Annotated in this window: 17 protein-coding genes and 1 pseudogene; 11 read left to right on the plus strand and 7 right to left on the minus strand. The window is 70.5% G+C overall.

The window, feature by feature from the left end:
• Nucleotides 1-1,119, plus strand: a complete 1,119-nt coding sequence (locus tag ABZ453_RS07105; protein WP_359012368.1) for an ABC transporter permease — start codon at nucleotides 1-3, stop codon at nucleotides 1,117-1,119.
• 2 nt (nucleotides 1,120-1,121) lie between these two features.
• The gene (locus ABZ453_RS07110) at nucleotides 1,122-2,165 is read left to right on the plus strand and encodes an NAD(P)-dependent alcohol dehydrogenase (RefSeq protein WP_359012619.1); all 1,044 of its coding nucleotides are present in this window, start codon (nucleotides 1,122-1,124) and stop codon (nucleotides 2,163-2,165) included.
• A 74-nt stretch (nucleotides 2,166-2,239) separates the two neighbouring features.
• Here ABZ453_RS07110 and ABZ453_RS07115 read toward each other — a convergent pair whose 3' ends face one another.
• Genes ABZ453_RS07115 through ABZ453_RS07125 form a run of 3 tightly spaced genes read right to left on the minus strand, consistent with a single transcriptional unit; the run spans nucleotide 2,240 to nucleotide 5,061 of the window.
• Nucleotides 2,240-3,007: a ThuA domain-containing protein gene (locus ABZ453_RS07115; protein WP_359012370.1), complete on the minus strand. Its 768-nt coding sequence runs from the start codon at nucleotides 3,005-3,007 to the stop codon at nucleotides 2,240-2,242.
• A 4-nt stretch (nucleotides 3,008-3,011) separates the two neighbouring features.
• A complete protein-coding gene (locus tag ABZ453_RS07120; protein WP_359012372.1) occupies nucleotides 3,012-3,776 on the minus strand; it encodes an SDR family oxidoreductase in 765 nt (254 codons plus the stop codon).
• 31 nt (nucleotides 3,777-3,807) lie between these two features.
• The gene (locus ABZ453_RS07125) at nucleotides 3,808-5,061 is read right to left on the minus strand and encodes an acyl-CoA dehydrogenase family protein (protein WP_359012374.1); all 1,254 of its coding nucleotides are present in this window, start codon (nucleotides 5,059-5,061) and stop codon (nucleotides 3,808-3,810) included.
• A 195-nt stretch (nucleotides 5,062-5,256) separates the two neighbouring features.
• Here ABZ453_RS07125 and ABZ453_RS07130 point away from each other — a divergent pair, with 195 nt between their 5' ends.
• Genes ABZ453_RS07130 through ABZ453_RS07145 form a run of 4 tightly spaced genes read left to right on the plus strand, consistent with a single transcriptional unit; the run spans nucleotide 5,257 to nucleotide 9,654 of the window.
• A complete protein-coding gene (locus ABZ453_RS07130) occupies nucleotides 5,257-6,792 on the plus strand; it encodes an AMP-binding protein (RefSeq protein ID WP_359012376.1) in 1,536 nt (511 codons plus the stop codon).
• 30 nt (nucleotides 6,793-6,822) lie between these two features.
• The gene (locus tag ABZ453_RS07135; protein WP_359012378.1) at nucleotides 6,823-7,428 is read left to right on the plus strand and encodes a histidine phosphatase family protein; all 606 of its coding nucleotides are present in this window, start codon (nucleotides 6,823-6,825) and stop codon (nucleotides 7,426-7,428) included.
• Nucleotides 7,429-7,461: 33 nt separating this feature from the next.
• Nucleotides 7,462-8,652, plus strand: coding sequence for an acetyl-CoA C-acyltransferase (locus ABZ453_RS07140; protein ID WP_359012380.1), 1,191 nt, complete (start codon nucleotides 7,462-7,464; stop codon nucleotides 8,650-8,652).
• A 42-nt stretch (nucleotides 8,653-8,694) separates the two neighbouring features.
• Nucleotides 8,695-9,654: a PDR/VanB family oxidoreductase gene (locus ABZ453_RS07145; protein WP_359012382.1), complete on the plus strand. Its 960-nt coding sequence runs from the start codon at nucleotides 8,695-8,697 to the stop codon at nucleotides 9,652-9,654.
• Between the two features lie 88 nt (nucleotides 9,655-9,742).
• Here the strand turns inward: ABZ453_RS07145 and ABZ453_RS07150 are convergent, their stop codons facing one another.
• Nucleotides 9,743-11,074, minus strand: a complete 1,332-nt coding sequence (locus ABZ453_RS07150; protein WP_359012384.1) for a hypothetical protein — start codon at nucleotides 11,072-11,074, stop codon at nucleotides 9,743-9,745.
• Nucleotides 11,075-11,237: 163 nt separating this feature from the next.
• Nucleotides 11,238-12,368 carry an FAD-dependent monooxygenase gene (locus tag ABZ453_RS07155; RefSeq protein WP_359012386.1) on the minus strand — a complete coding sequence of 377 codons (1,131 nt, stop codon included), beginning with the start codon at nucleotides 12,366-12,368 and terminating at the stop codon, nucleotides 11,238-11,240.
• Between the two features lie 126 nt (nucleotides 12,369-12,494).
• Here ABZ453_RS07155 and ABZ453_RS07160 point away from each other — a divergent pair, with 126 nt between their 5' ends.
• Together ABZ453_RS07160 and ABZ453_RS07165 are read left to right on the plus strand one after the other, a co-directional pair.
• Nucleotides 12,495-13,076, plus strand: coding sequence for a TetR family transcriptional regulator (locus ABZ453_RS07160; protein WP_359012388.1), 582 nt, complete (start codon nucleotides 12,495-12,497; stop codon nucleotides 13,074-13,076).
• A gap of 106 nt (nucleotides 13,077-13,182) precedes the next feature.
• Nucleotides 13,183-13,353: a hypothetical protein gene (locus tag ABZ453_RS07165; protein ID WP_359012390.1), complete on the plus strand. Its 171-nt coding sequence runs from the start codon at nucleotides 13,183-13,185 to the stop codon at nucleotides 13,351-13,353.
• A 156-nt stretch (nucleotides 13,354-13,509) separates the two neighbouring features.
• Here ABZ453_RS07165 and ABZ453_RS07170 read toward each other — a convergent pair.
• A pseudogene (locus ABZ453_RS07170) lies at nucleotides 13,510-13,611 on the minus strand (VOC family protein); the annotation flags it as partial.
• Between the two features lie 101 nt (nucleotides 13,612-13,712).
• Between ABZ453_RS07170 and ABZ453_RS07175 the strand changes: the two are divergent.
• From ABZ453_RS07175 to ABZ453_RS07185, 3 genes are all read left to right on the plus strand, one after another.
• The gene (locus ABZ453_RS07175) at nucleotides 13,713-14,303 is read left to right on the plus strand and encodes a TetR/AcrR family transcriptional regulator (protein WP_359012392.1); all 591 of its coding nucleotides are present in this window, start codon (nucleotides 13,713-13,715) and stop codon (nucleotides 14,301-14,303) included.
• A 66-nt stretch (nucleotides 14,304-14,369) separates the two neighbouring features.
• The gene (locus ABZ453_RS07180; protein ID WP_359012394.1) at nucleotides 14,370-15,422 is read left to right on the plus strand and encodes an aldehyde reductase; all 1,053 of its coding nucleotides are present in this window, start codon (nucleotides 14,370-14,372) and stop codon (nucleotides 15,420-15,422) included.
• 54 nt (nucleotides 15,423-15,476) lie between these two features.
• A complete protein-coding gene (locus ABZ453_RS07185) occupies nucleotides 15,477-16,379 on the plus strand; it encodes an alcohol dehydrogenase catalytic domain-containing protein (protein WP_359012396.1) in 903 nt (300 codons plus the stop codon).
• Nucleotides 16,380-16,506: 127 nt separating this feature from the next.
• Here the strand turns inward: ABZ453_RS07185 and ABZ453_RS07190 are convergent, their stop codons facing one another.
• On the minus strand, nucleotides 16,507-18,063 hold the full coding sequence (locus ABZ453_RS07190) for an alpha-L-arabinofuranosidase B (RefSeq protein WP_359012398.1): 1,557 nt from the start codon (nucleotides 18,061-18,063) through the stop codon (nucleotides 16,507-16,509).
• Between the last annotated feature and the right edge of the window lie 41 nt (nucleotides 18,064-18,104).

The raw sequence follows: 18,104 nt of genomic DNA on the forward strand, positions 1-18,104 counted from the left end.
ATGACATCCACTCCGACCCGGGCCGCGCAGGTCCGGCCGGTGCGGCCGGACGGCACCACCCCGCACACCCTGGCCCGGCTGGGACGGCGGACGGTGGCCGCGCTGTCGTTCCGGAGCATCGGCGCGGTGTATGTGTGGCTGGTCATCGTCGTGGTCTTCTCCGTCTGGGCACCGGAGACGTTCCCGACCGCCATCACGGTCAAGCAGGTCCTCAACGGCAACGCGGTCGCGGGACTGGTCGCGCTGAGCGTCGTACCGCCGCTGGCCGCCCGCGTCTTCGACCTCTCCGTCGCCTACACCATGTCCCTCACCAGTGTGCTGACCGCCCGCTTCCTGGTCTCCGCGGGCCTCGGGCCCGGCACCGCGATCGCCCTGGCGATGACCGCCGCACTGCTGGTCGGTGTCGTCAACGGGATCGTGGTGGTGGTGCTGCGCGTCGACTCGTTCATCGCCACCCTGGCCACCGGCGCCCTCGTCCAGTCCCTCATCACCATGGTCACCGACGACAGCTCCATCACGGGTGTCCAACTCCTGGCCAAGCCGTTCGCCGACCTCGCGCAACTCGACGTGGGAGGCATCACCCTGCCCGTGCTGTATCTGCTTCTCGCCGCCGTCGCCATCTGGTTCCTGCTGGAACACACCGCCACCGGCCGACGCCTGTACGCGACGGGCTTCAACGCCGACGCGGCGCGTCTGCAGGGAGTGCGCACCGACCGGCTGCGCTTCATGACCCTGGTGACCTCGGCGCTGCTGTCGGGCTTCGCCGGGATCGTCTTCGCCTCCCAGGTCGGGTCCGGTTCCCCGACCGCCGGTACCCCGTATCTGCTGTCCGCCTACGCGGCTGCCTTCGTCGGGGCGACCCAGCTGCGCGCGGGCCGCTTCAACGCCTGGGGCACGGTGCTCGCGGTGCTGCTGCTCGGCACCGGCATCACGGGGCTGGGCCTGGCCACCAGCGCACAATGGGCCGCGAGCCTGTTCACCGGCTCGGTCCTCATCGTCGCGTTGGTGCTGACGGGCGGACGCATCGCCCTGCCCACCGCTCTGCGCCGCCGGAAGGCGACCAGTCCCCCGGTTCCCGCTGCGGCCGGCGCGGCGGCCGTCCCCGACAAGGAGGAATGACGTTGAAGGCGATCCAGTACCGGAAAGTGGGACGCGCTCCCGAGGTCGTCGAGATTCCCGTGCCCGAGCCGGGTCCCGGCCAGGTGCTGCTGAAGGTGACGGCGGCCGGGCTGTGCCATTCCGACCTCGCGGTGATGGGCTGGCCCGAGGAACAGTTCCCCTATCCCCTGCCGCTGACGCTCGGCCACGAGGGCGTCGGCACCGTCGCCGCCCTCGGCGCAGGCGTGAGCGGGGTGGCGGAGGGCGACGAGGTGGCGGTCTACGGGCCGTGGGGCTGCGGGCGCTGCCGCGCCTGCGCCGAGGGCCGGGAGAACAGCTGCCCGCACGCCGCCGGGCTCGGCATCATGCCGCCCGGCCTCGGCTCCCCCGGCGCCCTGGCCGAGTACATGCTGGTGGACTCAGCCCGCCACCTCGTCCCCCTGGGCGGGCTGGACCCGGTGCAGGCCGCCCCGCTGACCGACGCCGGGCTGACGCCATATCACGCGCTGCGCAGATCCTTGTCCAAGCTGGTGCCGGGCAGTACGGCGGTGGTGATCGGGGTCGGTGGTCTGGGGCATCTCGCCGTCCAGATGCTGCGGGCTCTGACGCCGGCCCGGGTGATCGCCCTCGATGTCAGCAAGGAGAAGCTGGAGCTCGCGCGCACGGTCGGCGCTCACGAGACGCTGGTCTCGGACGCTGAGGCACCGGCCCGTCTGCGGGAGCTGACCGGGGGCGGGGGCGCGGAAGCCGTTCTGGACTTCGTCGGCGCCGAGGCGACCGTGGCGATCGCCGCGGCCTCGGTCGCCGTGGCGGGAGACGTGACGGTCGTCGGCATCGGCGGGGGCACCCTCGCGGTCGGCTTCGGCGGTGCGCTGCCGTTCGAGGTCTCCGCCTGCTTCCCCTACTGGGGCAGTGTCCCGGAACTCCTCGACGTCGTCGCACTCGCCCGCCAGGGGCTGGTCTCCTGTCACGTGGAGACGTTCTCGTTGGAGGAGGCGCCGGCGGCGTACGAGCGGCTGCACGCCGGGGAGATCAGCGGCCGTGCGGTCGTGCTGCCGCACGGCTGAGTCATGTGCTGTCAGGCCGGGTCTGGTACGGGCCCGGCCTGACGGCTGTCCGGGGTAAGCGGCGTAAGTGGGTTTCAGGCGCCCATGGCCCAGTCCAGGCAGCGCCGCAGGACCGTGCGGAATTCTCGTGTGCGCCACGGCCCGAGGTCCACGCGGCCGGTGTCCGCGACCCCGAGGTCCTGCATGTCGTAGCGGCCCCGGCAGTGTCCGAGAGTGAAGTAGCAGACCTCGCCGAGGCCGTGTCGCTTCAGATACAGCACCGGTCGGGGCGTGCGGTCGAGTGCTGCTGTGTCGCCCTCGGCGAAGCCTCGGCAGGGCCCTGTGTACTCGGCGTGCAGCAGCACCTCCCGGTCGCCGTGCAGTTCGCACACGTACAGCTCGTCGGTGACCGTGAACGGCTCGATCCCGGCGACCAGGGGGTGGTCGGGCCGGGTGACCTTCACCTCGTACGGTTCGATCGGGGGATGGGCCAGGAACTGGCTGCCGAGCACCCCGGCCACGTCGCCGAGCAGCCGTGGTGTGGTGAAGAGGCGTCTTCCGCCGGGGAGCGGGGGTTCGATCACGGAATTGGTGCCGTGCAGGGCGAGCCAGCGCCCGCCCCGCTGGACGAAGTGCGCCAGTGCCTTCTGCTGCGTGGCGTCCGGTCTGACGTCGCAGGTGTAGGTGACCAGCAGGTCTGCGGTCTCCAGGGCGGGCTGGCAGTCGTAGTCCTCGTAGACCCGGGTGCGCACCTGTGGCCGGTCCGCGAGCAGTTCCAGCAGTCGCAGCCGTGCGAAGTCGATGTCGTGCCATCTGCCGCCGCAGACCAGTACGGCGTCCAGGCGGCCGGCCGGCCCGGTCACGGTCTCAGTACTGGACGCGGGTCAGCAGCCCGCCGTCCACGACGAGGTTGACGCCGACACAGAAGGATCCGGTGCGGCCGAGCAGGAACGTGACCGCGGCGGCCACGTCCTCGGGGGTGCCGTAGCGGCCGATCGGCAGCTTGGCGAGCACCTCCTCGTACACCTCCGGGCGGCTGGTGCGGATGGTCTCCCAGGCGCCGCCGGGAAAGTCGATCGGGCCGGGCGAGACGGTGTTGACGCGGATGCCCTTGGGGGCCAGGGCGTGGGCGAGCGCGGAGGCGTGCTGGACGACGGCCGCCTTGAGGGCGGAGTAGGAGTTTGCTCCGGCCGGTCGGGCGGTGTCGGAGGCGTTGGTCGTGCCGATGGCCACGACGGCGGCCCGGTCGGAGGCCTCGAGGTGGGGCAGGGACGCCTCGACCAGGGTCGCGAAGGGGACGAGGTCACCGCGCAGGCTCGTCTCCCATGACGTCGGGCCCTTGACGTTGCCGGCCGAGACGTTGGAGACCAGCAGGTCCAGGCCGCCGAGTTCGAGCGCCGACCGCTGCACGAAGCCCGTGAGTTCGTCCGGGTCGGTGACGTCCACCGGCTCGCAGTAGACGGCCGCTCCGTCGGAGCGCAGTTCGGCGGCGGCCTTCGCCAGTGCCTCCTCGCCGCGGGCGCAGAGTGCCAGTGCGCAGCCCTCGGCTGCCAGTTGTCCGGCGATCGCCCGGCCGATGCCCCGGCTGGCGCCGGTCACGAGCGCCTTCGCGCCGGTCAGTCCCGTGTCCATGCTCGCTCCTTTGAGTCGGTGTCAACAGCCTTCAGTTGCCGGGTAGTTCGGAGAAGGGAACGCGGTCGGTGCGCGGCTCGCCGGGCAGTCCCAGCACGCGTTCGCCGATGAGGTTGCGCTGGATCTGGTCGGTGCCGCCGGCCAGTCGGTAGCCGGGGGCGCCCAGGAGGTGCTGGGTCCAGGCGAAGGTGTCCGGTTCGCCGGTGTCGGCGCTGATGCGGGCGCCCATGAGTTCGGCCGCGGTCTGGCCGGTGCGGGTGAGCAGGTCGGAGGCCATGAGCTTGGTCAGCGACGCCTCGGGGCCTGGCCGGCCGCCGTCGGCGCTCGCCCGGGCGACCCTGTCTACGGTGGCCGCGCGCAGTTCGGACCGTACGTACAGGTCGGCGAGGCGCTGGCGGACCAGGGGGTCCCGGGTGCGGCCCAGTGAGCGGGCGAGGACGAGGACGTCGGCGAAGGTGCCGCCCTTGCGGCGGTTGCCGCCGCCCGATGCGGTCCGTTCGAAGGCGAGGGTGGCGGTGGCGACCTCCCAGCCCTGGCCGGGACGCCCGATCCGCAGCTCGTCCGGGACGCGGACGCCTTCGAGGAAGACCTCGTTGAAGGAGGCGCCGCCGCTCATCTGACGGATGGGACGCACCTGCACGCCCGGGGTGTCCATCGGCAGCAGGAAGGCGGTGATGCCGGCCTGTTTGACGACGTCCGGGTCGGTGCGGGCCAGCAGCAGCCCGTAGTCGGCGAACTGGGCTCCTGAGGTCCACACCTTCTGCCCGTCGATCACCCAGGCCCCTTCTTCTTCGCGGGCACGGGTGCGCAGGGCGGCGAGGTCCGATCCCGCGCCGGGCTCGCTGAAGAGCTGGCAGGCCAGCAGGTCGGTGCGCAGGAAGGCGCGTGCGTGGGTGTCGCGTTGCGCGGGTGTGCCGAACAGGGAGACGGCCATGGCGACCAGCCGCACCGTGACACTGATCAGCTCCGTGGACGGCGGGACCTCGAACGCGGACTCCTCTTGCGCGAAGGCCGCCGCATGGGCGGCGCTCAGTCCTGCTCCGCCCTTGTCCCGGGGCAGGGTGAGGGCCTGGTGGCCGGCGTCGAAGCGGGCGCGCTGATAGGCGCGGCAGCGCTCCAGCAGCAGCCGCTCCTCGTCGTCGGGGAGGTTGTGGAACACGGCGAGGTCGGCGGCCTCGGGGGTGGACGCGGGGGTCCGGCGGGATTCCAGCACGGTGGCGAGCCACTGCCTGACCTGGGTGCGCCAGGCGTCGATGTGCGGCTGGTCCGCTTCCGGCTTGGACATGGCTCCTCCTCGAGTCACTAACCGGACGAGAGCTTGAGTAACGAAAGGTCGTACGGGGCAGCATGCGGCCCTTGATCAGAGACGATTGGTTGCGACCCGGATCAGAGTGTTCCGCACTTTCTTGATAAACGCTACAGTCTCAGCATCGCCTTCCCGCGAAGCCGCGGGACGGACCGAGGAGCCGTCGGAGGAGCCATGTCCCTTCCACCCGTCGACCGCCGTGCCCACGAGACACCCCACGAGCCCGCCCTGATCGACGACCGGGGTGCGCTGTCCTGGTCCGGGCTCGCCGACCAGATCGAGCGGGCGGCCGCACGGCTGCTTCAGTTCGCACCGGGCCCCGACCACCGGGTCGCCGTCCTCGGCGACAACGCGATCCCGACCCTCGTGACCCATCTGGCCGGACTGCGCGCGGGAGTGGGGACGGTGGCGACCTCCCGCCAGCTGATGGTCGGCGAACTCGTCGATCAACTCGTCGACGCGAACGCGACCGCGATCGTCGCCGGACCCGCCGGCGCGGGCGTCGCCGTGGAGGCGGCCCGCGAACTGGGCCTGCCCGTGGTGACACACGGAACCGAGCCCGCCGGACACGCCTTCGACTGGGAACCGTGGCTGAAGGCGGCGCCCGCCACGCCCGCCCCCACGGACCGGCCCGCCCGCCCTCCCCTCGTCTACACGTCCGGAACCACCGGACGGGCCCGCGGCACCGAGGTGCGCTGGGTGAGCGGCGACATCGCCGACAGCGCCGCCTACCTGGCCGCGCTGGCCGCCCGGTCCGGATTCCCGCCGGGCCCGCACCTGGTGTGCGGCCCGCTGCAGCACAACGGACCGCTGACCGCGCTCAGACATCTGGCCGCCGGTCAGCCGGTGGTGATCCTCGGCAAGTACGACGCGGAGGCGTTCCTGCGCCGCACCGAGGAGTGGCGGGTCACCTCCGCCGTGATGGTGCCCACCCACTTCCAGCGCCTGCTCGCCCTCCCGCAGGACGTGCGCGCCCGCTACGACGTCTCCAGCCTGCTCCAGGTCTCGCACACCGGCTCCGCGTGCCCGGCCGAGGTGAAGCGAGCCATGATCGAGTGGTTCGGTCCGGTGCTCACGGAGTCGTACGGCGCCAGCGAAGCCGGCACCCTGGCCCGCATCGACAGCACCGAATGGCTGGAACGCCCGGGCTCCGTCGGACGCGCCCAGCCCCCTTTCGAGGTGCTCGTCAGCGACGACGCCGGCCGGCCGGTGCCGCCGGGCGAGACGGGCCTGCTCGCGTTCCGCGCCCCCGAAGGCCGGGGCGTGCGCTACCACGCGGACCCCGAGAAGACGAAGGCCGCCTACCTCTCCCCCGGTGTCTTCACCCTCGGCGACGTCGGTCATGTCGACGCGGACGGCTACATCTTCATCACCGACCGGGCCGCCGACGTCGTGGTCTCGGGCGGGGTCAACCTGTACCCGGCCGAGAGCGAGGCGGTGCTGCGGCTGCATCCCGCGGTCGCCGACGTCGCCGTCATCGGCGTACCCGACCCGGACTTCGGCGAGTCGCTGCGCGCCCTGGTCGTGACCGTCGACGACGAGCCGACGGCCGGAGAACTGGACCGGTTCTGCCGCGAGAAGCTGGCCGCCTACAAATGCCCGAAAACCTATGAGTTCGTCCCGCAACTGCAGCGCAACGCCATGGGCAAGCTCGACAAACGCGCGATGCGCCGCCCCTACTGGCGCTCCGAGCGCACCATCGCCGGCTGAGCCACTCCCCTCCCCGTCAAGGACCTCTCCATGACCGAACTCCTCCTCATCCGCCACGGCCTTCCCCGGGCGGGCGAGTACGACCCCGGGCTGTCGCAGCAGGGCACGGCGCAGGCCGAGCGGCTCGCCGCCTGGCTGGTGCACGAAGGCCTGGACGCCCTGTACACCAGCCCGTTCCAGCGGGCGCGAGAGACGGCGGCTCCCGTGGAGCGGCTCACGGGACTGACCGCCGCAGTGCTGGACGACCTGCGCGAGTGGGACACCGACGTGACACACCCCTACACGCCGCCGGAACAGATCCGTGCGGACGACCCGCGCTCGCTCGCCCTGTCCGAGGGCCGCTACGAGGACTTCGTACCGGATCTGGACTGGAACGCCTTCCGGGCCCGGGCGAGACGGGGCATGCAGACCATCCTCGACGCCCACCCCGGCGGACGTGTCGCGGTCGTGTGCCACGGCGGCATCACCAACACCTATCTGGCGACGGTGCTGGGCCTGCCCCGCATGTTCTGGTTCCACCCCGACTACACCTCGGTCAGCCGGGTACGGCGGATGCCCGGCGGCCGGATCGTCCTGCACTCGGTGAACGAGACGGGCCATCTCGTCGCCGAGCGCGCCGTCGACGCGGCTGCCTGACCTCGTTCCCCTCGTACCCAGGAGGTGCCGGCCGTGCCCGGATCCGTCATCGTCGCAGGCGCCAGAACACCCATCGGCAAGCTCATGGGCGCCCTGAGCACGGTCGGCGCCGCCGACCTCGGCGCGCACGCCATCCGTGCCGCACTGGCCGCCGTACAACTGGAGCCCGCCGCCGTGGAAGCCGTCGTCATGGGCCACGTCGTCCAGGCCGGGGCCGGTCCCAATCCGGCCCGGCAGGCGGCCGTGGCCGCGGGCATTCCGTTCTCCGTCCCGGCGAGCACCGTCAACAAGCTCTGCCTGTCCGGTCTGCACGCCATCGCCCTGGCCGACCTCATGATCACCTCCGGGCGCCACGAGGTCGTCGTCGCGGGCGGCATGGAGTCCATGTCGGGCGCTCCCTACCTGCTGCGCACGGCACGCGGCGGCCTGGCGTACGGCGCCGCCACCGCCGAGGACGCCCTCGACCGCGACGCCCTGGTGTGCGCCTTCGACGGCGTCTCCATGGGTGCCGCCACCGAGCGCTACCAGCGGCCGTACGACCTGACGCGCCAGGAGCAGGACGAGTACAGCGCCCTGTCGCATCAACGGGCCGCCCACGCCCAGGAGTCGGGCACGCCGGCCGAGGAGATCGCACCCGTCACCGTGACGGGACGCCGCGGCGAGACCGTGGTGGACACGGACGAAGGCGTACGGCCGGACAGCACCGCGGACGGCCTGGGACGGCTGAAGCCCGCCTTCTCCGCCGAGGGCACCATCACCGCGGGCAACTCCTCACAGCTGTCCGACGGCGGCGCGGCCGTCGTCGTGATGAGCGCCGAACGCGCCGCGCGGGAAGGTCTGGTCCCGCTCGCGGAGATCGGCGCCTACGGCACCGTCGCGGGTCCCGATCCCTCGCTGCTCGTCCAGCCTGCCGGGGCGGTCCGGGACGCCCTCGCCCGCGACGGCCGGCTCAAGACCACCGACCTGGACCTGCTGGAGATCAACGAGGCGTTCGCCGGGGTGGCCCTGGCGTCCGTCCGGGAGCTCGACGTTCCGCCGGAGCGGGTGAATGTCAACGGCGGAGCCATCGCCCTGGGCCATCCCGTGGGCATGACCGGCGCCCGGCTGGTGCTGACCCTCGCCATGGAACTGCGGCGACGCGGCGGCGGCACGGGCGCGGCGGCCCTGTGCGGGGGCGGCGGCCAGGGCGACGCACTGCTGCTGCGCGTCCCACCGCGGGTCTGACAGCCCTTCCCACCCATCGAGTACGAGACTGAGCTGACGACCATGACCGACCTCCTGCCCACCGACCAGGCGACCCTCGTCGTGGCGGACCGCACCGACGCCGCCGACGGTGTCGTCTGCCTCACCCTGCGCCGCCCCGACGGCGGGCCGCTGCCCCCGTGGACCCCGGGAGCCCATATCGACCTGCTCCTGGACAGCACCCTGATCCGTCAGTACTCCCTGTGCGGACGTCCGGCCGACCGTGACGCCTGGCAGATCGCCGTGTTGCGTGAACCGCACGGCCGGGGCGGTTCGGCCTACGTCCACGAGCACCTCAGGAAGGGGACCGCGGTACGGGCGCGCGGGCCACGGAACAACTTTCCGCTGCGGCCGGCTGAACGCCATCTGTTCATCGCGGGCGGCGTCGGCATCACGCCCCTCCTGCCCATGATCGAGGAGGCGGACGCCGCGGGAAGCGACTGGCGTCTGCTCTACGGCGGCCGCACCAGGAGATCGATGGCGTTCCTCGACCGCCTGGCCCCCTACGGAAAACGCGTCCTCGTCCGCCCGCAGGACGAGTTCGGTCTGCTGGATCTCACGGACTTCCTCGGCGAACCGCAGACGGGCACGTTCGTACACGCCTGCGGCCCCGAGCCCCTGCTGCGTGCCCTGCAGGAGCGGTGCGCCGCCTGGCCGCCCGGCACCCTGGGCGTCGAGCGGTTCGCCCCGGCGGAGCGGACCGACTCGCACGGAACCGAGGCCTTCGACGTCGTACTGGCCCGCGCCGGGCTCACGCTCACGGTTCCGCCCGACCGCTCCGTGCTCCAGGTCCTCACGGAGGCAGGCGTCGAGGTCGACTTCTCCTGCCAGGAGGGCACCTGCGGCACCTGCGAGACCGACGTGCTCGAGGGAACGCCCGACCACCGCGACTCGCTCCTGAGCGAGGACGAGCGGGCAGCCGGCGACACCATGCTCATCTGCGTCTCCCGCTCCTGCGGGCCCCGCCTGGTCCTGGACCTGTGAGCGCACGGTCGTCGCGATGGCGCTCACGGCGCGGAGGCCGCCCGCACGGCGGCTTCATGGCGTGCCGCCTCGCCGCCCGGCGCCGCCGTCACATGTTGGAGAACGGCACGGAGAACAACACCCTTTCGGGAATGGCCGGTTGATTCCACGCTCCGGTGGAGTCCGCGGCCCATTCTGTCTGCGACCACAACTGCTGGGTGCTCCACCACAGCGACATGCCCTCGCTGTGCTGGGCCCAGCATGCGTTGGCCTGGACCTGTCCGCTGCAGGTGTGCGACGTGGCGGCGCCGCCGGCGCTCATCTTCCACATGATGCCGTGCACCCCCGGCCCCCACAGGGCGTCGGCTGCGTAGTACTTGTCGTTGTTCGCGAGCACCGCCTGCAACCCCGCCGCGTTGTTGGTCACGTAGCTCTTGGTCGGGTCGGCATAGGCCTTCCCCCCGCTGGTGACGAGCGGCATGGCACCGCCGGGAGCGGCGAGGTCGTAGCGGAAGATCCGGGCGGGCTGGGCGTCACCGCCGGTGGTGCGCCATTCGTTGGCGACGATGCTGTACGGGCTGGTGCTGCGGTCCATGGTGAGCCCGTCGAAGCAGGGGTAGCCGGTGACGGATGCGCCACTGCACTTGCCGCCCAGGCTGTAGGAACCGATCGCGGGCATGATGTATTGGTAGCCGCGTGCCGAGTAGCCGCCGCTGACCTTGCCGATCTCGTGGGAGTTCACGGTCGCCTGCAGAATGTGCTTGAAGTCGAAGACGAACAGCGCGTTGTTGCTGTCGTCTCCACGGGACGCGGTGACCAGGAGCTTGTCGCCGAACCAGACCATGCCACCGAGGTGAGAGCCCAGTTTGTCGAAGTCGTCGCCGCCATTGGTGGGCACGACCAGCAGCACCCACCGGTACTTGAAGGCGCCGGGGGTGTTGGCGTCGATGAACGCCACCCGTGCCAGGCCGTCGTCATCGGGGGTGGAACTCGCGAGGTCGTCGTTGTTGGTCCACCCCGAGAGGATCACCTTGTTCGTGCCCCACATGCCGTCGTCGTCGGCGTCGCCGGACGAGGTCAGTCCCTGGGGTACGAATTGTTGGGTGAGGGCGTCGCCGGTGTCCCAGCAGTAGGCCGATGACGCCGCAGGGTTGATCGGCCGTGCGGCCAACTCGGTGCTCGTGCACCCGGAACCGCTGCTGCTGTACATGGGGTGGTTGGCGGACTTCAGGACCGTGTCCACCCCGACATTGGGCAGGTGACCGTCCAGCGTACTGATCGTCGTGGGGGACACACGGTGCTCGGTCAGCTCCAGCTTGCTCATCGCTGCACTGGTCCCGTTCGGGAGCAGCGCCCCGGGTGTGGGCACCGGGGTCGCGGCTTGCGCCGGTGTCCCCCACGCCAGCACGGCCATGGCGGCCGCGGCCAACACCCCTGCCACCCTACGCCTCGTCCTCATTCGACTCCCCGTTCGACAACACAGGCAACATCAGCCCGAATGCTGTCATGGGCACGTGAAGTAGGTGGAGTTTCCACGGAATTCGTCGAGGATCCACCTCGAGGGTCCACCTCCCAGGGATGAGAAGCCGCGAACCACGGTGGCCCTACCGGTAATTGAGCTCGGCGAGTTCGGTGGCGAGCTTCCTGGGCATCGCCGTGTGGCCGAGCAGGGGAAGGGCGATGTTACGTGCTCCGCGAGCCACCGCGTTGTGCGTGGTGGCGACGCGGGTCATCCGGTCGGCGAAGGCGACCACCCGCTGGGCGACGGGCCGGCGCCGCGCCTCGTAGCCGTCGAGTTCTCCGGACGCGAACGCCTGGCCCAGGGCGTAGCCGTCCTGAATGCCGGTGTTCATCCCCTGACCGCCGGCGGGGCTGTGCACATGGGCGGCGTCGCCGGCCAGCAGCAGACGGCCGGCACGGTAGTGGTCGGCGACCCGGTGGTGCACCCGGAACCGTGACGACCATGCCAGGCCGGTGACCTTGGCCTGGCCCGGGGCTCGTTCGTCCAACAGCCGCTGGACGAAGGCGAGATCCGGTGTGGCGGGCGCGTCGTCCACGGTGGCGACGACCCGGTAGCGCCCTCCGGGCAGGGGCGCTACGACGGTGAGCCCCGCGGTGCCGAAGGTGAGCGAGACCTCCTCGGGGCCCGGGGCCCAGTCCATCATGACGTCGGCGAGCACGAAGGACTCGGCGTAGGCGTTGCCGGAGAACCCGATGCCCGCGGCCTCGCGCACGGTGCTGTGCATACCGTCGGCGCCGACGGCGTACGCGGCGCGCAGCGTCTCGCCGGTGGTCATGGTGAGCGTGACACCGTCCGCGTCCTGGACGACGGAGGCGACCTCGTAGGGGCGGTGCACGTCGCCACCGATCGCCCGCAGCCGCTCCAGCAGCACGCTCTCGGTCTCGTGCTGCGGGACCATCAGCGTGTACGGATGCGCCGTGGGCAGCTGGTCGAACGGCACGGTCAGCAGCCTCCGGGCACCGTCGCGGACGGCGAACCGGGTGACCTGGACGCCTCGCCGGATCAGGTCCTCGGACGCTCCCAGCTCGTCCAGGACCTCCAGGGTGCGGGCGTGGACGACGGCGGCCCGTGAGGTGTTCGCGCCTTGGGCCAGCCGGTCCAGGACGACGAAGTCGATGCCGGCGGACGCGAGTGTGACGGCGAGCGCGAGCCCGGTCGGGCCGCCGCCGACGATGGCGACCTCGGTGCGGGCCGGGAGTGCGGTGGTGTTCATGTCGGGGTTTCCTTCCGGGGAGACGAAGCCAACGAACGTTTGCCAACAGCTGTTGGCCAACAGTTGTTGGCATGATGCGCGATTCCGCACTGGAAAGTCAACACACGTTGACCTACAGTCGTTGGCATGACGCGAGGCACCGAGATCACCAGCACCGACAGGCGTTCGGACCGCACCAAGGCCGCGATCCTGCGGGCCGCACGCGAGCGTTTCGCGGCACAGGGCTACGAGCGCACGACGATTCGAGCCGTGGCCTCCGACGCCGGCATCGATCCCTCGATGGTCATGCGCTACTTCGGCAACAAGGCCCAGCTCTTCGACGCGACACTCACCATCGACCTGCGACTGCCCGACCTCACGGACGTCCCCCCGGACGAGGTCCCCCAGACCCTGGTGCGGCACTTCCTCGCACGCTGGGAGGGCGACCCGGCCGACGACGCACTGCTGGTCCTGATGCGCTCGGCGGTCACCAACGAACAGGCCGCAGCCCGGATGCACGAGATCTTCGCGGCGCAGGTCGCCCCCGCCCTGGCCGCCGCTCTCGGCCCGGACCACGCCGCACGCCGGGCCGGCCTGGTCTCCGCACAGCTCCTCGGCCTCGGACTCACCCGCTATCTACTGCGGCTCCCCGCAGTGACCACCCTGACGCCGGACGAGATCGAACGCGGCCTCGCCCCGGCCCTCCAGGCCGTCCTCGACCCGAATTAGGCGCTGCGTCTCAAAGGTCCCGATGGGGCAGGTCGCTCTCTGGAGGGCGGTGTGCGGGCAGCGTGTTGTTCTCGTCCAGAAGTCGTGTCCGCCAGAGGGTGAGGCCATGGGACAGGTCGATGTCCGCGGGCGTCAGTCCGGGGAGACAGCTGTCGATGTAGTGGAGGTAGAGGGGGACAAGGTCGGCACGGAGGAGCTCGGTGAGGTGCTCTGCCGGGCCCGGCTGTCCGTGGCGTGCGCGCGTCGCGGCGCGGACGAGTTCACCGGCGACCGGTGAGGGATGGGCGAGGTGGTGGTGGATGGCGTCGTCGGTGGATCCGGGATCCCCGGTGGCGGCGGTGTAGAGGAATCGGAGAGGGAGCAGAACCGCCTTGGTGAACCGTCTGATGTCGCCCGCCAGGCGCGCGGGGTCGTGGAACTCGGCCAGGACGCTTCAGGAGAAGTCTGCTGCCGTGATGCCGTCGGGATGTCCGGACGGCCACTCCACCAGCTCGAGCCGGTAGCCATCCGGGTCCGTGAGCCACGACGTCTTCGGACGGCGCTGCCCACTTGCCAGTCCCTTATCGAAAACGTATTGTCGAAAGCTCGTTTTCGATACGCGGCATGGGCCGGCACCTTGGACGACGGGAATCACTGATGACTGGGCAGGTACCGGCCCCCAACCGGCGCAAACGGCTGACACAGGAGCGCGAGCGCGAGATCCTCGACGTCACCTTCGATCTGGTCGCGGAGGTCGGCTACGAGCAGGCGACCGTGGACGAGGTGGCCAGGCGGACGCAGGCGAGTACGGCCACGCTGTACCGGCAGTGGGAGAACAAGCCCAAGCTGGTGATCACGGCGATGATGGCGCGCAAGTACCCGCCGCTGCCGCACATCGACGCCGGAAGCCTCCGCGACGACCTGGTGGCCCTGGCCCGCATGATGCCGGCACCGCACCCCAAGGGCGCCCCGACGCTGGGAATCTGGCAGGCCATCATGTCCGACCCGGCCCTCGCCCAGGCCCTGCGGGACGTCCTGTTCGCCCCCTACCTCGACGCGCTGCGTACCATCCTGGCCCGGCACGTCGAGCGCGGAACGATCCGTCCCGACAATCCGGCTCTGGCGCACTCCGAGATGTTCCTGATGGGCACCGTCTTCGCGGAGAAGCTCTTCACGGGCACCGAGGCCGACGCCGACCAGCTCATCGCGGTCATGGACGCCCTGCTGTTGCCGGCGCTGACCAGTTAGCCGCAGCTGATCCCTTTCCATACAAGGCCACTACAAGGACGAGAAGACAAAGGAAGTTGGCCAGCCATGAGCAGCACTTCGACCGGTACCGTCCTGGTCACCGGAGGCTCCGGGTTCCTGGGCTCCCGTGTGATCGCCCAGGCACTTGGTGAGGGCTACCAGGTCCGCACCACGGTGCGGACCGCCGACCGCGAGGCCCAAGTGCGCAGGGACGTGGAGGCCATGGGCGTGGACGCGGGTGAGCGGCTCGTGTTCGTGGTGGCGGACCTGACCGCTGACGAGGGGTGGGCCGAGGCGGTGGCGGGCTGCCGCTACGTCCTGCACACCGCCTCCCCCTTCCCGGGCGGCGAGCCCGACCACGAGGACGATCTGATCGTCCCGGCCCGTCAAGGCACGCTGCGCGTGCTGCGTGCCGCCCGTGACGCGGGCGTCGAACGCGTGGTGGTCACCTCCTCGTTCGCCGCCGTCGGCTACGGCAGGCCCGCAACCGAACAGCCCTTCACCGAGGACGACTGGACCGACCCGGACAGCGACATCCCCGCCTACATCAGGTCCAAGGCGCTGGCCGAGCGAGCCGCCTGGGACTTCGTCGAGCACGAGGGCAACGGCCTCCAGCTCGCCACCATCGCCCCGGTCGGCATCTTCGGCCCCGTCGTCGGCAACGACCACTCCTCCTCGATCAACATGATCACCGGCCTGTTCAGCGGCACCATGCCCGGCCTACCCCGCCTGCACTTCGCCGTCGTCGATGTCCGGGACGCCGCCGACCTGCACCTCAAGGCCATGACCGACCCCAGGGCAGCCGGCGAACGCTTCATCGCCGCCGCCGGCGACGCCGTCTCCCTGCACCAGATCGCACGCGCCATCCGCGACCGGCTCGGCGACGCCGCCGGTGCCGTCCCGACCACCGAGCTTCCGGACGAGACGGTACGCAGGGCCGCCGAGGCCAACCCGGCGCTGAAGGGCGTGCTACCCAACCTCGGCAAGATCCGCCATGTGAGCAACGACAAGGCGCGCACCGTCCTCAACTGGAACCCCCGCACCAGCGACGACGCTGTCGCCACCACCGCCGAAAGCCTCCTGGAGCTCGGCCTGCTGCCCGTCGCGCGTCCCGCCTAGCGCCGTCCCGCCAACGGAATGACACGAACTCATGAACTTCTCGACGGAGGAAACATGCCAAAAGCGATTATATTGACCGGCTTTGGCGGTCCTGACGTGCTGCGATGGGCTGACGTCCCGCTTCCCGAGCCGGGCGAGGGGCAGATCAGGGTGAAGGTGAAGGCGGCGGGCATCGGCCCGACCGACCTCGCCCTGCGGTCTGGTCGGCTCAAAGCCTTTTCGCTACGCCGCAACGCCGTACTCGGCTTCGAGGTGGCCGGCACTGTCGACGCGGTCGGACCCGGAGTCGAGGGAACGCAGATCGGCGAAGAAGTGGCGGCACTGCTTTTCGACCTTGGTGGATACGCTGAATACGCGCTTGCCTCGATGTGGGTCCACAAGCCACCTTCCGTCGCGTGGGCGGCCGCAGCCTCTCTGCCGGCCTCGGCGGAGGCGGCAGCGGGGGTCCTGCGGCAGCTGGCGGTGAAGGCGGGCGACACACTGCTGGTGCTCGGTGGGGGCGGGGCTGTCGGCTTGATCGCGACGCAGTTGGCTGTCGCTCAGGGCATCAAGGTGATCAGTGCCGTAGGCGCGCGGGACGATGCACTGGTCGCATCCCTGGGTGCCACGCCCGTACGCTACGGCGCGGAGCTGGTGGACGCGGTCCGGAGTGTCGGGGCTGTCGACTTCGCCTTCGACGCGTGGGGCAAGGGAGTGCTGGCGGACGCGATCGCGTTGACCGGAACCGCCGACCGCGTCATGACCTTGTCCGACCCCGCTGCGGCGGACTTCGGTGTCACACTGTCACATCCCAGTCCGCAGCGGGCTCCGCACGCATTGGAGGACACCATGTCCATGCTGACGCAGGGGCGGCTCCGGCTGCGGGGGTACGCAACCATGCGCATGCAGGACGCCAGTGAGGCGCACCGTGTGCTCGAAGGCCGTCAGATGCACGAGCGTGTCGTACTGACCCTCTGATCGCATCCCAGCCGCAAGCCCTCGGGCGACCGAGGTTTCCGTGCGAGCAAGAAAGCGAGCACGGCTTCCCTGGGGGTTCTGTAGGGCTGCCGTGCTCGCCGGGGTGCTCAGAGGGGGCAAGTGCCGGTCAGCTCCAGGGGGAGGCGGTGAGCCAGCTGGTGTCCTGGGTCCACGAGGACGCGGAGTCCCAGGCGTTGGAGCCGCCGTTGCTGGCGATGTAGACCGTGTAGTTGTAGTGGCGGATGTACTTCGTCGGGTAGTTGACGGACTGGAAGGAGTGGCCCACCCCGCTGTTGCCCGTCGTGGGACAGAAGGTGGCGTCCTGTGCGAATGCGCTGCCGCCGTTGTCCACGTTCAGGTACAGCTCGTAGTTGTAGTGGCGCAGGTACTGGCCGGGGTTGTTGGCTGACTCGAAGGACAGGCAGGAGCTGTTGGCCAGGCCCGCGCGGACGATCCAGGTGGCGTCGGCCTTGTCGGTGGCCGAGCTGGAGGAGCTGATGTTGGAGATGACGACCTTGGTGTCGGCGTCGTCGTGCCGGAGGTAGTCGGTGGTGCAGCAGGGTGAGGTGGTGGCCTGCAGGGAGATCCGGGAGCCGGGGGTCAGCGAGCCGGTGCTGGTCGAGCCGCTGTTGTACCCGGCGGCGGTGATGTTGGCCTGTACGGCGTTCTCGGTGGCGTCCGAGGGGTAGCCGGACGTCATGACGCCTTCGTAGAAGGTGCCTTGGGCGCCCTTGCTGTTGTCGCCGCCGATGCCGAGGATGATCGCGCCTTCCTTGTGCATCGGGTTGTAGCCGGAGACGTTGGGGCGTACGCCGCTGTAGTAGGTGGACAGGCTGCCGGACTGGGCGTCGCCGCCGCGGATGGCCCACTGGTTCGGGCCGCCCTTGACCATGGCGGTCAGGAATCGGTTGGTGACGGTGGGGTCGCCCGAGTTGAGGTGCTGGTTGACGCCGGAGAACAGACCGTTCTCCAGGTCGGCCATGATCCAGGGGCCGTTGCCGCTGCCGTAGCCCCAGGATTTGCTGTTGCCGAAGTAGATGGCCTCCATGTGGCCGTTGCCGGTGTCGGTGCTGCTGGTCTCGGCGTTGCCGTAGTCGAAGCAGCAGCCGCCGTTGAAGTGGGTGCCGTCGAAGATCGCGTACTCGCCCTCTGACTGGTCTCCGGTGGCGATGCCGTTGGTGTTGTTGTTGCGGTAGCCGGTGCCGGGGGCGACGTACACGCCGTACGCCTCGTGTCCGCCGACGGTGACCGGCGCCTCGAAGGCGTTGGCGAGGTTGTCCGGTCCGCCGGCTGCTCCGCCCGCCGGTGCCTGGGTGAGGTTGTTGCCCTTGCCCGACTGGTCGTAGATGACGGTGATGACGCAGCTGGTGTTGGCGCAGAAGGTGTCCTGGGCGGCGGCGTTCGCGTATCCGCCGGCGCTCAGCAGGCCGATGTTCAGGGTGGCGTTGTCCGAGGCGCGCCTGACCTGGTACAGCGGGCCGTTGTACGCCGCGTACAGGGCGCGTGTGGTGCTGTGCGCGGCGACGCAGGGGGTGCCGCCGGCGGCGTAGATGTCGCACGGCCCCTGGGCGGCGGCCTGGGAGGGGGCTGCTGTGGCGGTGAGGAGGCCGGCGGCCAGGGCGGCTGTGGCACCGGCCGCGAGGAGTGAGCGTCTGACGCTGCGTATCCACGGTGGTTTGAACATGCGGAGACTCCTTCACAGGGTGGGTGATGTGCGTGTCGGCG

It is taken from the genome of Streptomyces sp. NPDC005799 (assembly GCF_040630525.1).
Taxonomy (GTDB): Bacteria; Actinomycetota; Actinomycetes; order Streptomycetales; family Streptomycetaceae; genus Streptomyces; species Streptomyces griseorubiginosus_B.

What these genes read in the sequence shown, in the direction of transcription:
- ABZ453_RS07105 (WP_359012368.1), top strand. Translation starts at nt 1, where the DNA reads ATGACATCCACTCCGACCCGGGCCGCGCAGGTCCGGCCGGTGCGGCCG.
- ABZ453_RS07120 (WP_359012372.1), bottom strand. Translation starts at nt 3,776, where the DNA reads ATGGACACGGGACTGACCGGCGCGAAGGCGCTCGTGACCGGCGCCAGC.
- ABZ453_RS07125 (WP_359012374.1), bottom strand. Translation starts at nt 5,061, where the DNA reads ATGTCCAAGCCGGAAGCGGACCAGCCGCACATCGACGCCTGGCGCACC.
- ABZ453_RS07130 (WP_359012376.1), top strand. Translation starts at nt 5,257, where the DNA reads ATGTCCCTTCCACCCGTCGACCGCCGTGCCCACGAGACACCCCACGAG.
- ABZ453_RS07135 (WP_359012378.1), top strand. Translation starts at nt 6,823, where the DNA reads ATGACCGAACTCCTCCTCATCCGCCACGGCCTTCCCCGGGCGGGCGAG.
- ABZ453_RS07145 (WP_359012382.1), top strand. Translation starts at nt 8,695, where the DNA reads ATGACCGACCTCCTGCCCACCGACCAGGCGACCCTCGTCGTGGCGGAC.
- ABZ453_RS07155 (WP_359012386.1), bottom strand. Translation starts at nt 12,368, where the DNA reads ATGAACACCACCGCACTCCCGGCCCGCACCGAGGTCGCCATCGTCGGC.
- ABZ453_RS07160 (WP_359012388.1), top strand. Translation starts at nt 12,495, where the DNA reads ATGACGCGAGGCACCGAGATCACCAGCACCGACAGGCGTTCGGACCGC.
- ABZ453_RS07165 (WP_359012390.1), top strand. Translation starts at nt 13,183, where the DNA reads ATGGGACAGGTCGATGTCCGCGGGCGTCAGTCCGGGGAGACAGCTGTC.
- ABZ453_RS07175 (WP_359012392.1), top strand. Translation starts at nt 13,713, where the DNA reads ATGACTGGGCAGGTACCGGCCCCCAACCGGCGCAAACGGCTGACACAG.
- ABZ453_RS07180 (WP_359012394.1), top strand. Translation starts at nt 14,370, where the DNA reads ATGAGCAGCACTTCGACCGGTACCGTCCTGGTCACCGGAGGCTCCGGG.
- ABZ453_RS07185 (WP_359012396.1), top strand. Translation starts at nt 15,477, where the DNA reads ATGCCAAAAGCGATTATATTGACCGGCTTTGGCGGTCCTGACGTGCTG.
- ABZ453_RS07190 (WP_359012398.1), bottom strand. Translation starts at nt 18,063, where the DNA reads ATGTTCAAACCACCGTGGATACGCAGCGTCAGACGCTCACTCCTCGCG.